The sequence below is a fragment of the Phyllobacterium lublinensis genome, assembly GCF_020164435.1.
Classification (GTDB): domain Bacteria; phylum Pseudomonadota; class Alphaproteobacteria; order Rhizobiales; family Rhizobiaceae; genus Phyllobacterium; species Phyllobacterium lublinensis.
In genome coordinates, this window is record NZ_JAIUDQ010000006.1 from 1 (window position 1) to 15,319 (window position 15,319).

A 15,319-nucleotide genomic window follows, 5' to 3' on the forward strand; every position below is an offset into this window, starting at 1 on the left:
CATTACCAATATCGACGATCGGGTGACGATCAACGAAGGCGATATCAATAAAATCAATACGTCGATCAATAACATCAATTCCGGTGCGGCTGGCCTGGTGCAACAATCTGCTGCCGGAGAAAGCATCACGATCGCCAAGGACCTCGATGGTGCTGCGATCGATATTGGAGGTACGTTCGCCGGCAAAAAGGGGCCGCGCAAGCTGATCAATGTCGACAGAGGTGTCGACGACACCGATGCGGTCAATTTCGGCCAGCTCAGGGAACTGTCAACGGCCGGAAGCGATGCCGTCAAAAGACTTGGCGATGCAGCTGTGAAATATGCCTGGGACGACAAGAACAGCAATGGCGCGCTTGATGCCGACGAAGTGGTCGATCCAAACAGGGTGAGACTGGCTGGTACGAACGGGACCGTCATATCCAATGTCGGCAAGGGCCTGGTCGACCAAACCTCCACAGAGGCGGTCAATGGTTCGCAGCTCTTCGGTGTGAGCAGATCGGTTGCCACGATCCTGGGCGGCAAGGCCGGCGTCGATGCCGATGGCAATGTGACACAGCCTACCTACAGGATCCAGACCAGGGATGTGCACACAGTCGAGGACGCATTGACGAGCCTCGACGGGCAAGTGACGGTCAACACTACCAACATTGCAAGCAACACCAATGCCATCAACGGCCTGAAGCAGGATGCGCTGCAGTGGGATCCCATTGCCGCAGTCTTTTCGGCAAGGCATGGCACGGATACCACCAGCAGGATATCCAATGTCAAGGCAGGCACGGAGGATACGGACGCGGTCAATGTCGGCCAGTTGAAGGGGCTGCAGACCGCCGGAACCGACGCGGTGAAACGACTTGGCGACCGCTCGGCCAAATATGCTTGGATAGACACAAACAGTAGCAAGGCCTTTGACGAAGGCGACCAGGTTGATCTTACGCGGCTCGAGCTGGAGGGCCCGGTGGGTACGGGCACGGTCATCAACAATGTTGGGAGAGGCGAGGTTTCGTTGAATTCCATGCAGGCGATCAATGGCGCGCAGCTTTGGTATACGTCGAACAGTTTCGCAACCTATCTCGGCGGCGATGCCAGCATCAATGCGGGCATTCTTACGGCGCCAAAATATGATATCGCCGTTATCAATAAGGACGGCACGACCGGCGCCACCAATACCTTCAACAATGTCGGAGATGCCCTTCGCCTATTGAATACCAACATCACCTACGTCAATTCGCGGGTGGTGGATTCAGATGCCTTGCGCTGGGACCCGACCAAGCAGAGCTTCACTGCCCTACGTGGCGGCGGCACGACAACCGACACGACCACTGGCGGCGGCTCCGCGCCTGTTACGAAGACGACTGAAGTGGGCGCTCCGCTGCCTGTTGCGGTTGACAATCGCCCGGGTGAAAGAAAGATTACCGATCTGCAGGCGGGTAATGTGAGTGTCACATCCACAGACGCAGTGAACGGCTCGCAATTGCATGCGACCAACACGGCGGTCAATACGCTCGATGATGTTGCGGTCAAGTATGCGGCCGTCGATGGAAGCAAAACCAACCAAGTTGCCCTTTCCGGCGCTGACCCCAACGCACCCGTGCTAATCAGCAATGTCGATGCTGGCAAAAACGACACGGACGCTGTCAATCTCCGCCAGCTGAAGGATACGGTGCAAGAGGCCGTGATCACCAACACCAACACCCAGTACAACCAGTATCTCGACCAATCGAAGAGCTATACCAACAACTATGCCGATCAGAAGGCCGCGACCACGCTCGCCGATGCAAAGGCCTACACGGATGAGAGGTTCAATCAGCTGAGTTCCGATATCGGTTCGGTTCGCAGTGAGGCCCGGCAGGCTGCGGCGATCGGATTGGCTGCCGCATCGCTGCGGTTCGACGGGGCACCCGGCAAGATCAGCGTCGCCATGGGAGGCGGGGCCTGGAGGGGCCAGGGGGCGGTGGCGTATGGCGCCGGCTACACCAGCGAAAGCGGCAAGGTCCGTGCAAATATTTCCGGCGTGCACAGTGGCGGCGAATTCGGCATCGGCGCCGGCATCAGCTTCACTTTGAATTGAAGCTCATCATGTTTAGGCAAGCTGCGATGCGCACCATCCTGGCTTGCCTGCTCCTGTCCGGTTGGCTTTGTCCCCCAGCGGCCGGGCAGGAGCCTGCCTCTGTTCCTGCGTACAGCATCAAACCGTCCGAGGTCACCCTGCCCGTGGGGGCGGAGCTCGGACGCTATCGCCGCCTCATTCATCCGTTCGAGAATTGGGACCTGATCTGCGATGAAAATCTGAAGACAATGAAGAAGGTCTGCAACGTCACACAAACCATTGTCGACAAGGATGGGCAATTGGCCTTCTCCTGGTCGCTGGCGGCAACCGAGGGGGGCAAGCCGATGATGATATTGCGCACGAAACCGGGCCTCGGTGTCAAGAAGCCGGTCAAGCTGTCATTCCCGGGCCGCACGGAGCCCGTTTCGGTGGAAACCTATGCATGTGATCCCCTTGTATGCGTCGCACTTTTGCCTGTAGGACCAATCCTGCGCGAACACATCGCCAAAACCTCCATGGTGGGAGTCTCCTATGGGGCGGCGTTAGGCGAACTCATTGCTTTCGACGTCCCGTTGAAAGGCCTTTCAGCGGCGCTTGCCGCGATAAAATGATCCTTCAAGTGGGCCCGAACCTTACAAATTTGTCATGTTGCGGAAATGGCTGGGTAAGGTTCCTACCTGTATCACTGTTGCTATAAAGTGATCGCAGTGTCGATCGGAGCCTCAAGGAGATACATATATGTCAAACAGGTCCTCATCCTACCGCAAGGGCATTGCAGCCGCCCTGTTGTCCTCGGCGCTTGTCGGGGGCTTTCTGGCAACGGGTCCGCTGAGCGCCATTGCACCTGCACAGGCCGAAGCTGTGCGCGTCGATTCGGTGCAGCAGCCTGGCTTTGCCGATGTTGTCGAAAAGGTCAGCCCTGCTGTTGTGAGTGTTCGCGTCAAGAGCGCCATCGCCCAGGCCTCCGATGACGGTTCGGGTTTTCCGGGTGGCGACCAGCTTCCGGAACAGTTCAAGCGCTTCTTCTATGAGTTCGGTGGTCCCGGCCAGCGTCCTGACCAGCGCGGCATGGAACCACGCAAGTCGCCGCGCGACCAGCATCGCCCCGATCGCGTTCGACCGACAGCCCAGGGCTCGGGCTTCTTCATTTCCGAGGACGGTTTTCTCGTTACCAACAACCACGTCGTCGAGGATGGCAGCGCCTATACTGTCGTGCTGAATGACGGCACCGAACTTGATGCCAAGCTGATCGGCAAGGACAAGCGTACCGATCTGGCGGTGCTCAAGGTCGATGACAAGCGCAAGTTCACCTATGTTTCCTTTGGCGACGACAATCAGATCCGCGTTGGACAGTGGGTCGTTGCGGTTGGTAATCCATTCGGGCTTGGCGGCACGGTAACGGCCGGCATCGTTTCGGCTCGTGGCCGTGACATCGGTGCAGGTCCCTACGACGACTTCCTGCAGATCGATGCAGCAGTCAATCGCGGCAATTCCGGTGGTCCAGCCTTTAACCTGAACGGCGAAGTGGTCGGCATTAACACGGCGATCTTCTCCCCGTCGGGTGGCAGTGTCGGTATTGCGTTTGCCATCCCGGCGTCGACCGCGAAGAACGTTGTCGACCAGCTGATCAAGACCGGCTCGGTATCGCGGGGCTGGATCGGTGTACAAATCCAGCCGGTCAACAAGGAAATTGCTGAATCGCTCGGCTTGTCCGAAGAGAAGGGTGCCCTTGTTGCCGAGCCGCAGACTGATGGTCCGGCTGCCAAGGCTGGCATCGTGGCTGGCGATGTAATCACCGCCGTCAATGGCGAAACGGTCAGCGATCCGCGTGATCTTGCCAAGAAGATTGCGGCGATCAGTGCCGGCAAGGATGCCGAACTGACTGTCTGGCACAAGGGTGAAGCCAAGTCGATCAATGTTGCGATCAAGGCCTATCCTCAGGATGACCAGCAGGCATCGAATGCTCCTCAGCAGGAGGATCAGTCGAAGGAGTCAGCACTCGATAACTACGGTTTGACGGTTATGCCTTCCGATGACGGCAAGGGTGTTGTGGTCACAGACGTGGATCGTCAGGGCGATGCTGCCGACAAGGGCATCACCACGGGCGACATCATCGTCTCGGTCAACAACAAGCCCGTGAAGAACGGCGGCGAGATCGACGAGGCAATTGCCGAGGCGACCAAGACCGGCCGCAAGGCGGTGCTCCTGCAGGTGCAGACCAACGACCAGTCGCGGTTCGTTGCCCTGCCCATCAACCAGGGCTAACACGCAACGGGTAAACGTTGCTGCGGCGCGGCACCCACCCCCGCTAGCGCCAAGGCACACGGGCGGCAGATCCTTCGATAATCTGCCGCCCACTTTTCTTTCCAGCGATGCTCTTAACTCGCTCGTCAAAACCGGCTTAGTATGCGCCATGAAGATTCTCGTTATTGAAGATGACCGCGAAGCGGCACGCTATCTGGAGAAGGCCTTCGCCGAAGCGGGTCATTCTGCCGATGTCGCCGGCGATGGCGAAACCGGTTATACGCTGGCGGAGCAGGGGAGCTACGACGCCCTTGTCGTCGATCGCATGTTGCCGCGCCGGGACGGCCTGTCTGTCGTGGCCGCCCTTCGCGCCCAGGGCAACGATACGCCGGCGCTCATTCTCTCGGCACTTGGCCAGGTGGATGATCGTGTGACCGGCCTGCGTGCCGGTGGCGACGATTACCTGACCAAACCCTATGCCTTCTCCGAATTGCTGGCTCGCATAGAAGTCCTGCAACGGCGATCCAGCCCCAAGGAGGCCGAGACGGTCTACCGGGTCGGCGATCTGGAACTCGACAGGCTGTCGCATACGGCAAGAAGGGCAGGGCAAAACATCGTGCTCCAGCCGCGCGAATTCCGGCTGCTCGAATATCTTATGCGCCATGCGGGTCAGGTCGTCACTCGCACCATGCTGCTTGAGCATGTATGGGATTATCATTTCGACCCACAGACCAACGTGATCGACGTCCACGTTTCCCGTCTTCGCGGCAAGATCGAAAAAGGTTTCGATACGCCTCTGCTGCATACGGTGCGCGGGGCCGGCTACATGCTGAAAGCATCGCCTGCCGGAACCAATGCATGAGCCGTTTTCGTGCCCTGATGAAAATGACGGCCGTCCGGCTGTCTGCGCTCTATCTGCTGCTGTTCACGGTCTGCGCACTGGTTCTCGTTTTCTACATGACCAGCCTCTCGGTGCGGTTGCTGACGACGCAGACCGAAACCGCCGTCAATGAAGAGATAGAAAGTATCGGCCAAGCCTATGAACGCGGCGGCATCGCCGGACTGGTTCGCTCGATCGACAGGCGCGGTCGTCAGCCCGGTGCATACCTTTACCTGGTCGCTGATCCGGCTGGCCGCATCGTTGCCGGCAATGTCCAGAGCATCGAAATTGGTGTGCTGCAGAACGAAGGCTGGATCGAGCGCCCCATCACCTATGAGCGCTATGGCGAAGGCAACAACGATCCGCAGACGCATACTGCCATCGCGCGCGTCATCGTCATGCCCAACGGTATACGGGTCATGGTCGGCCGCGACCTCGGCGAGCCCGAGCAGGTCCGCCTTGTCGTGCGCCGTGCCCTCATGGCAGCACTTGGCATCATGGGCGTTGGCGCTTTCCTGATCTGGTTCTTCGTCGGCCGGCGTGCCTTGCAACGGATCGACGAGGTTTCGGTAGCCTCGCAGCGCATCATGGGTGGAGACCTGGCCGGACGGCTCCCGGTGAGCGGATCCGGCGATGAGTTCGACCGCTTGTCGGAAAACCTCAACGGCATGCTCGCACGCATTCAGGAGTTGAACGAAGGCGTAAGGCATGTCTCGGACAATATTGCCCACGACCTGAAGACGCCGCTGACGCGGATGCACAACAGGGCCGAGTCGGCGCTTTCGAATGCAAAGACAACGAAAGCGTGGCGGGCCGCAATGGAAGGCATGATCGCCGATTCCGATCAGCTCATCCGGACCTTCAATGCCATCCTGATGATCTCCAGGCTGGAATCCGGCTACTCCACGGAGACCATGGAGCAAATGCCACTATCGACGATCGTCGAGGATGTATTTGAGCTTTATGAGCCATTGGCCGAAGACGCAGGAGTTACCCTTGCTCTCGGAACAATGGACCCGACCCCAGTCAAGGCGAACCGCGAGCTCGTTGGCCAGACCATTTCAAACCTTGTCGACAACGCAATCAAATATGCGGGCGGAGGGGAAGACCCTGTCGAGGTCATGCTTTCCGTCGAAAAGGAAGATGGCAAGGTCAAGATTACCGTCGCGGACAATGGGCCGGGAATACCGGAAGACCAGGTCGGACGCGCGACGGAGCGTTTCGTTCGCCTCGAGGAAAGCCGCTCACAACCGGGATCGGGGCTCGGTCTCAGTCTTGCCAAGGCCGTCATGAAATTGCACGGTGGCACATTGGAGTTGATTGACAATGCGCCGGGGCTGAGGGCTGTGCTCGTTTTTCCGGTGGGAGAGGAGAATGCATGAGTTCCGGAGCGGCAGGCGCTGACGCGGCCTTTTTTGCGCAGACCTTGCGTAATCTGGAGCCGCTGGACAAGCAGAATGCCGCATTCTTGCTCGCGGATCTCCTGAAGAGCGCCGCGGAAAAGGATTGTGCCCGCATCGGTAAGCTTACATCCGCCAAGGCCGCGGCCAGTTTTCTTGGGGCTATGCTTGACCTCTCACCCTATCTGCGCACTGTTCTTTTGCGTCGACCCAATCTGATCGAACCCTTGTTCGACATGCCGTTGTCCAAGCGCCTTGAAGCATTGATGCTGGAAATTTCAGCAACAAGTAACGGCAAGGATGTTACGGAAGCCGGCCTGATGACCGGGCTTCGGCAATTGAAGCTCGAAGGCCATGTTCTTATAGCGCTGGGCGATCTGTCCGGTCAGTTCACTACATCGGAGACGACATTCTGGCTGACGCGGCTTGCCGAGGAGTGCCTGGGCGCCGCCGTACGTTTTCTCCTGCTTGACGCGCACGAGGCAGGCAAGCTCAAGCTCCCTGATCCGGAGCATCCGGACAAAAACTCGGGCTGGATCATCCTCGCCATGGGCAAATTCGGCGCGTTCGAGCTGAATTATTCGTCGGATATCGATCTGATTGTCTTCATTGACGAGCACAGTCCTTCCATCACCGATCCCTATGAATGTGTTGAAACGTTCTCGCGCCTGACGCGGCGTCTCGTTCGTATCATGCAGGACCGGACCGCCGACGGCTATGTCTTTCGCACGGACTTGCGGCTGCGGCCCGACCCGGGATCGACGCCGCTGGCCATTCCCGTGGGAGCCGCCCTCAACTATTACGAAGGGCGCGGCCAGAATTGGGAACGTGCGGCCATGATCAAGGCGCGGCCAGTGGCAGGCGACATTGATGCTGGAAAACTGGTGCTCGCCGAGCTTGCTCCCTATATCTGGCGCAAATATCTCGACTATGCGGCCATTGCCGATGTCCATTCCATCAAGCGGCAGATCCATGCGCATAAGGGGCACGGCGAGATTGCCGTGCGCGGCCATAACGTAAAGCTCGGGCGAGGCGGGATCCGCGAAATTGAATTCTTTGTGCAGACCCAGCAATTGATCGCCGGCGGCCGGTTCCCGAAACTGCGTGGTTCGCGCACCGTAGACATGCTGGGTGCGCTGCAGGGGCTTGGCTGGATCAGCGAGGAAGCACGCGATACGCTAGCCGAAAAATATGGATTCCTGCGCGACGTCGAGCACCGCATCCAGATGATCGCCGACGAGCAGACCCATATGCTGCCGGAGGATGACGAGAATTTCCTGCGTGTAGCGCATATGATGGGCTACCGCGATGGCGAGACCTTTGCCGACGCTTTTCGTACTGCACTCAAAACGGTCGAAACTCATTACGCCGCCCTGTTCGAGCAGGCGCAGGATCTGACGGGGGAGGCGGGCAATCTCGTATTCACGGGTGATGTCGATGATCCCGATACGTTAAAGACACTGGCGAATTTCGGTTTCGAGCGGCCGAGCGATATCTGCCGCGTCATCCGCACGTGGCATTTCGGGCGATACCGCGCGACGCAATCGGCGGAAGCACGCGAGCGACTGACCGAATTGACCCCCGTGCTGCTGAAGGCCTTTGGTGCCACAAGCCGGGCCGACGAAGCGCTCATGCGTTTCGACGGAATGATCAAGGGCCTCCCGGCGGGCATCCAGCTGTTCAGCCTGCTGCAGTCCAATCCGCGCCTGCTCGATCTCCTGGTGATGATCATGGGCGCGGCGCCGCGGCTTGCAGACATCATTACCCGCAAGCCACATATATTCGACGGCATGCTTGATCCGGCCATTTTTGCTGACGTGCCTACGCGCGCCTATCTCGCTGAACGGTTGGAGAGCTTTCTGGGCCCCTCCAAGGTCTACGAGGACATTCTTGACCGTCTGCGAATTTTTGCGGCCGAACACCGCTTTCTCATCGGCATCCGGCTGCTGACCGGTGCAATCGACGGAGCGCGTGCAGGCAAGGCCTTTTCGCACCTGGCAGATCTGGTCATCGACCGAGCCCTTGCTGCCGTGATGGACGAGTTTGCCAGCAAGCATGGCAGGATCAGTGGCGGGCGCATTGCCATCCTCGGCATGGGGAAGCTGGGCAGCAGGGAGCTTACGGCCGGCTCGGATATCGACCTCATCCTGCTCTACGACCATGATGAGGACGCCGAGGAGTCCGATGGCGAGAAAGGCCTGGCGCCGTCGCAGTACTATATGCGGCTCACCCAGCGATTGATCGCCGCGTTGTCGGCTCCGACATCGGAAGGCGTGCTCTATGAGGTCGACTTTCGACTGCGCCCATCCGGCAACAAGGGGCCCGTCGCGACGCATATCGATGCTTTCCGTAAGTACCAGCGCACGGACGCTTGGACTTGGGAGCACATGGCACTAACCCGGGCGCGGCCGGTTGCGGGAGATGCAACCTTCTTTGACGAGATCGAAAAGAACATCAGCGATATCCTCACCTTGCCGCGCGATGTGGCGAAGATCGCCAAGGATGTTGCCGAGATGCGTGCGATGATCGAGGCGGAGAAGCCACCAAGCGACGCATGGGACCTGAAACTCGTTGCAGGCGGCATCATCGATCTCGAATTCATCGCGCAGTTTGCCGTACTGACGGGAAATGTCGACGGATCAATTACCGCGCAGCCCACAGCGGAGGTTCTGACCAGGCTGAATCCGGACTTTTCCGACCCAGCCACAACCGACAGCCTCGTCGAAGCTGCTCATCTTTACACCGGCATCACCCAGATCATCCGGCTCTGCCTGAACGGCGACGTGAAACGCGAGGATTTCCCGCCTGGTCTGTCGGAGTTGCTGTGCCGTGCCTGTGACCTGCCCGATCTGGAGCGCGTCGAAAGCCAGCTTGCCGAAACTGCGCAATCGGTACGGAGGACCTTCGATACACTCCTCAAATCCGCACGCAACCGGGCCAAATCATTGAATTAATGCCTTCCTCAGGCTTTTTCAGTTGTCCGTGTTGGAATGCGCACTGAAACGATGGTGCCAACGCCCTCGTGCGAGCGGATTTTCAGGGCTCCGCCATGCAGTTCCGTCAGCGAACGCGAGATGGCGAGACCGAGACCGGACCCCGCATGCGACTTGGTGAACTGGTTTGCGACCTGTTCGAACGGTTGACCGATCTTCTTGAGTGCCGACTTCGGAATACCGCAGCCGGTGTCTTCGATGGTGAAGACGAGAGCGCCGGCCACCTTGCGCGCCCGGACCGAAATCCGCCCGCCCGTGTCGGTGAACTTCACGGCATTGGACAGGAGATTGAGCAGGACCTGCTTGATTGCACGCCGGTCGGCATTGAGGGTGACGCTTTCCGCGATCCGGGTCTCGACCCTCACATCCTTCTCTTCCGCCTGCAGTGAAACCACGCGCACGGTCTCGTGGATCAGCGGGCAAAGATCGATTTCTTCGCGATCCAGCGAGAAATGGCCGGCTTCGATCTTCGACATGTCGAGAATGTCGTTGATGACGTTGAGAAGGTAATTGCCGCTGGTATGGATGTCGTGAACGTACTCCACGTAACGGTCCGAGCCGAGGGCACCGAAGGTGCCGGAATGCATGATCTCCGAAAATCCGATAATTGCGTTGAGCGGTGTACGCAACTCGTGGGACATGTTGGCGAGGAATTCGGATTTTGCGCGGTTGGCTGCTTCTGCGCGCTCCTTCTCGACGGCATATTTGCTGTTGAGTTCGGTCAGCTCCAGCGTGCGCTCTATCTCGGACTTGCGGGCGAGGCTCAGGTCATGGATGGTGGCCATCAGGCGGCGCTCGCTGTCGACCAGCCGTTCCTCATGCACTTTCAGCTGCGTGATGTCGGTCCCGACAGAAACGAGACCGCCATCCTGGGTCCGTCGTTCATTGACCTGCAGCCAGCGTCCATCGGCCAGCTGCCGTTCGAAAGTCAGTGCGCCATTGCGGCCGTTTTCGTTTGCCATGCGCTTTTCAAACGCTACCGCGCGGATACGGGGTTCAAGCTCCTCGCGGCTGATCCCTGGCAGGAGACATTCATTGGCAAGGCCCGAATACTCGTTGAACTTGCTGTTCGACATGACCAGGCGGTTATCGGCATCCCAGAGGACGAAGGTTTCCGAAATGCTCTCGATGGCCTCGCGGATGCGCTTGTCCGCTTGCGCGGTCGCCTCGACAAACCGGTGCTGCTCGCTCACATCGACCGCAACGCCGACGAGATGCAGATCGCCCATGCTCGCATCCGCCACCTGCGCCCGCACGCGCATCCAGACCCAGTGACCTTCCGCGTGGCGCATGCGGAAGACGCGGTCCATCTGCGTGATTTCTCCTGCGGCCACCTGCGCGGCCAGACTGTAGAGCCTGTCGTCGTCGGGATGGATGATGGAGGAAATATCACCAAGCGACAGAATGGCATCGTGGGCTTCGTAGCCAAGCATTTCGTACATTGAGCGTGACCAGTAGACACGGCCGCGCGCCATATCCCAATCCCACAATCCGCAGCGGCCGCGCGCCAGGGCCGTATCCACGCGCGCCTGGGTGTGCTGATAGAGCGCGTCCGCATCCTGGGCGCGTGCGGCCTGGCTGAAATAGGCGTAGAGCACGATCAACATGATCGTCGCCGTGCCCGCAAACAATGTGACGTTGATCGACACGACCCGGCGCCATTCGGCAAATATCGCTTCAACCGGCTGGGTGACGAAGACCGCATAGGTCTCCTGGCCGACGTCGCCGCTTGTACGGCTGAAGGCGGCAAAGGCAGGGGTCCCGTCCACTTTTACCGGCATGGCCCCGGCGCGCGCGCCGAAAAGGAACAGCGGCTGCCCTTCAGTTACGAAGGTTTCGAGGCTGCTGTCTCGCCAGCGTTCAAGGCCGTCGGATGACACAAGGATGTTGCTGCTGCCGTTTGCAACCGCAAACCACATGCCTTCCGGGACCAAGGCGCTCGATCTGATCTCGCTGATGATGTTCTGCAGCTCGCCGGCATCCAGCTTCTGGGTGCCATTCATACGCTTTGCGTTCAGTTGGTTGTCGATGACGCTGGCGACATGGCTTGCCGCCATCGCCAGGGTAGCACGGGTTGTCCGCTCCATGTCGTCACGCCATGCGAGCAATGACATGGACCTGACGATTGCGAGCACAAGCAGGAAAATGATGATCAGGGGTGGAACGGCACGGCGCAAGAACGGCTCCGCGGCCAGCAGCTTGCCATAGGCAGGATCGGCGAGAAGTTTGACGTGGCCAGAAAGCCGGTTGCGCCCCCGCGCATTACCCCGGATCTTGGCGTAAATCTTCCCCGTCGGCGCGTGATACGCGTCCGCATTTGCCATCGAATGGCCCCCTCATTTTACCTTTATAATCAGTGATTTGCTTTCGGCACGCCGCACATCCGAAGCACCTGTAGTGAATCAAAACTGATTCTGCGTGTCTAGTCCCTTTGTTAAATATTTATCAATACTTAAGGCAGACGAGACAAGTAGTGAAAGGTCGAGTCATAAGGCCTTGAAATGACTCAAATTACCCTCGGCGTTTGCCGAGGGTAATTTGAAAACCGGGTCGGTGGATAAGCCGTCGGCCCGCTACTAGGCCAGGGTACGCTCGACAATATCCCGCACATCGGAGGACAGGCCGGTCACCGTCGCGATGGTTGCAAGCGCTTCCCGAGCATGCTCGCGGCGCACCGGCTCGAAGGAACGCCAGGAACGCATTGCGGTCAAAAGCCGGGCGGCAAGCTGGGGATTCTTCTTGTCGATCGTCAGTACCGTCTCGGCGAAGAACCTGTAGCCGTGACCATCGGCCCGGTTGAAACCGGTCTGGTTGCCGCTGGAGAAAGAACCGATGAGCGCGCGTGTGCGGTTCGGGTTGTCGAGAGAGAACAGCTTGTGTGCCATCAGCCCGCGCACTTTGCCCAAGGCTTCATCCCCCGGCTGCATGGCCTGTACAACGAACCACTTGTCCATGACCAGCGGATCGTTTCCGAAATGTTTCTCGAATGCCTGCAGCGCCTCGCCTGTGGCCGTGCTTGCGCCAAAGCGCTGGACGAGGACACCGAGCGCGGCGGCCTTGTCGGTCATGTTGTCTGCATGGGCGAACTGCGCTGCTGCGCGTTTCGGACTGGCATCGGCAACGCTGAGATAATCCAGCAGCACATTGCGCAGCGCCCGGCGCCCGGCACTGGCCGCATCCGGCTGGAACGGGCCGTCATGGTCGAGACGGTCATAAAGCTCGGCGAATTTCTCGTCCTGCGCCTGTGCCACTGCCTGGATCAGCGCGTTTCTGCTGCCGAGGATGGCATCAGGATCGATATTGGTCCCAAGCTCGCGGGCAATGTCGCTTTCGGACGGAATGCTCAGGCAAAGCGCGCGAAATGCCTCGTCCAGCGCCGGGTTGAAAGCGATTTCACCGAGAAGCCTGATCGAGGAGTTCTCGATGGTTGCCGGCTTGCCGCCGCGGACCCGCTTCGAATTGCTGGTCAGCTTGGCGTTAAGAAGCTGGGTCAGGGCCTGCCAACGCGTGACCTCATCATTGTCATTGCGGGCAAGGAAAACCAGATCCGATCGGGTCAATTCGCTGGTCAGTGTCACAGGGGCTGAAAAACCGCGCAGCAGCGATGGCACCGGTCTCTCCGAGATTCCGGAAAAGCTGAACCGTTCCTTGCGTTTGCGCAAATGGATCACATCGCCCTTGACCACTCCGCCCTTGGCCGAACGGGGCCTCAGCTCGCGACCCTTGGCGCCGAGCAGCCCGAATTGCACGGGGATATGCATCGGCTTCTTCGACGGTTGACCGGGTGTCGGCTTCAAGGATTGTTCGATCTCGATCTCGAAGGTCTTGGTTGCTGGATCATAATCATAGGTGATGGCCAGGTTGGGCGTTCCGGCCTGGTCATACCAGAGTGCGAACTGGCTCAGGTCCTCGCCGGAAGCATCCTCGAACACCTTGATGAAATCCTCGATGGTGGCCGCATCGCCATCGTGGCGCTCGAAATAAAGATCCATGCTCTTGCGGAAGAGATCCGGCCCCAGGATCGTGCGGATCATGCGGACGACCTCGGAGCCTTTTTCGTAAACGGTCGAGGTATAGAAGTTGTTGATCTCGCGAAACTGCCGTGGACGGACCGGGTGGGCGAGGGGACCTGCATCTTCCGGGAACTGGTGCGCCTTCAGTCCCTTCACTTCTGCGATGCGCTTGACCGGCCGCGAGCGCATGTCGGCGGAGAACTCATGGTCGCGGTAGACGGTGAGGCCTTCCTTGAGGCAAAGCTGGAACCAGTCGCGGCAAGTGATTCTGTTTCCAGTCCAATTGTGAAAATACTCGTGCGCGATGACAGCCTCGATCCCGGCATAATCGGTGTCGGTTGCGGTTTCGGGGTCGGCGAGCACGTACTTGTCGTTGAAGACATTGAGACCCTTATTTTCCATCGCGCCCATGTTGAAATCCGAAACGGCGACGATGTTGAATACATCAAGGTCATATTCGCGGCCGAAGACGTCTTCGTCCCATTTCATGGAACGCTTCAGCGCATCCATCGCGTAGAGGGCGCGCGGTTCCTTGCCGTGCTCGACATAGATGCCAAGTTCGACGTGCCGGCCGGAGGCGGTGGTGAACGTATCACGTATGACGCCGAGATCGCCGGCGACGAGTGCAAACAGGTAGGCAGGCTTTGGGTGGGGATCGTGCCAGACCGCAAAATGGCGGCCATCGGCCAGCACACCCCCCTCTTTGGGATTGCCGTTCGACAGGAGCAGGGGAGCCTCACCCCGATCGGCTTCGATGCGCACCGTATAGACCGAGAGCAGATCGGGACGGTCAAGGAAATAGGTGATCCGGCGGAAGCCTTCGGCTTCGCATTGGGTACAATAGACATTGCTCGACCGGTAAAGGCCGGTCAACTGGCGGTTGGTTGTCGGATTGACCTCCGTCGTGATTTCCAGCGTGAACTCGCCGCTCTCCGGCAGACCGCGAATCTCAAGGCGGTCAGGGCTGGCCAAATAGGTATTGTCGCCGGGAGCCTGGCCGTCGATGCGGAGATCAACAAGCTTCAATTCATCACCGTCCAGAACCAGCGGTGCGTCGGCGGCGGTGTCTGGCCTGCGTTCAATGCGCAATGTCGATTTGACAACAGTGCGCTCAGGATGAAGCTCGAATTCCAGACGGGTTTCAGGAATGAGAAAATCGGTTGGCTTGTAATCTTCCAGATGAAAAACTTGGCCGGTATCGGTACGCATCGTTCTAGATATCCTTTATGTGGTGCCGGAACCTAGCCGTGTTTTCGATATGGCACAATGAGGCGATATTCGGCAGACGCTCTGCGCCGCAGTGCAATTAAGGACCGACGGTCTGCATCTTGGAAAGAGTGCACGAAAGTTGATATAGTGATCTTGGAGTGGAGGATGGGCTTTCACCCACCCTCCTTTCCTTATCTGTGAAAATGAACCCGGACGGTTATTGACCAGGTCGTCCGGGTTCATTTTCACAATAGGGGTGATGTTAAACGGCGGATACCGCATAGTTCACCTCCAAGTTGAAGGCATGGCTGATGCCGCAGTTGGAGGAGCCAATCTTCTCCAATTCACCGCTGGCCCGGTAATGCTGCTTTAGCCCTCAATCGAGATTCGCGCAGAGTTTCCGGGTTTGTGTCTGCACGCAACAAACGTCAGGTTGAATGGTCTGGGCCCGTGTCGAATCCGGTTGCGTTCACCCGAATGTTTGCCTCAAAAACGCAACGTGATCGATTAATCTCTGGCGCGCCTGTCTAAAC

8 protein-coding genes are annotated in these 15,319 nt (G+C 58.8%); 6 read left to right on the forward strand and 2 right to left on the reverse strand.

Features of this window, described 5'->3' with window-relative positions; translation table 11 throughout:
• From K9U38_RS09530 to K9U38_RS09555, 6 genes are all read left to right on the forward strand, one after another.
• A partial coding sequence (locus tag K9U38_RS09530) for a YadA-like family protein (RefSeq protein ID WP_224494099.1) occupies positions 1–2,068 on the forward strand: 2,068 nt, incomplete at its 5' end.
• Between the two features lie 26 nt (positions 2,069–2,094).
• Entirely contained in the window at positions 2,095–2,658 is a 564-nt protein-coding gene (locus tag K9U38_RS09535) for an invasion associated locus B family protein (protein WP_224494354.1), read from the forward strand.
• 127 nt (positions 2,659–2,785) lie between these two features.
• Positions 2,786–4,312: a Do family serine endopeptidase gene (locus K9U38_RS09540; RefSeq protein ID WP_224494100.1), complete on the forward strand. Its 1,527-nt coding sequence runs from the start codon at positions 2,786–2,788 to the stop codon at positions 4,310–4,312.
• Between the two features lie 148 nt (positions 4,313–4,460).
• Complete coding sequence (locus K9U38_RS09545) at positions 4,461–5,153, forward strand: response regulator transcription factor (protein ID WP_224494101.1); 693 nt, start codon at positions 4,461–4,463, stop codon at positions 5,151–5,153.
• Positions 5,150–6,553, forward strand: coding sequence for a sensor histidine kinase (locus K9U38_RS09550; protein ID WP_224494102.1), 1,404 nt, complete (start codon positions 5,150–5,152; stop codon positions 6,551–6,553). Before K9U38_RS09545 ends, K9U38_RS09550 begins: the two co-directional genes overlap by 4 nt.
• Positions 6,550–9,525 (forward strand): bifunctional [glutamine synthetase] adenylyltransferase/[glutamine synthetase]-adenylyl-L-tyrosine phosphorylase, encoded by a 2,976-nt coding sequence (locus K9U38_RS09555; protein WP_224494103.1) that lies wholly within the window; start codon positions 6,550–6,552, stop codon positions 9,523–9,525. Before K9U38_RS09550 ends, K9U38_RS09555 begins: the two co-directional genes overlap by 4 nt.
• 8 nt (positions 9,526–9,533) lie before the next feature.
• Here K9U38_RS09555 and K9U38_RS09560 read toward each other — a convergent pair whose 3' ends face one another.
• Both K9U38_RS09560 and pepN read right to left on the reverse strand, forming a co-directional pair.
• A complete protein-coding gene (locus tag K9U38_RS09560) occupies positions 9,534–11,888 on the reverse strand; it encodes a PAS domain-containing sensor histidine kinase (RefSeq protein ID WP_224494104.1) in 2,355 nt (784 codons plus the stop codon).
• Positions 11,889–12,140: 252 nt separating this feature from the next.
• Positions 12,141–14,786 carry an aminopeptidase N gene (gene pepN / locus K9U38_RS09565; RefSeq protein WP_224494105.1) on the reverse strand — a complete coding sequence of 882 codons (2,646 nt, stop codon included), beginning with the start codon at positions 14,784–14,786 and terminating at the stop codon, positions 12,141–12,143.
• Positions 14,787–15,319: the final 533 nt, after the last annotated feature.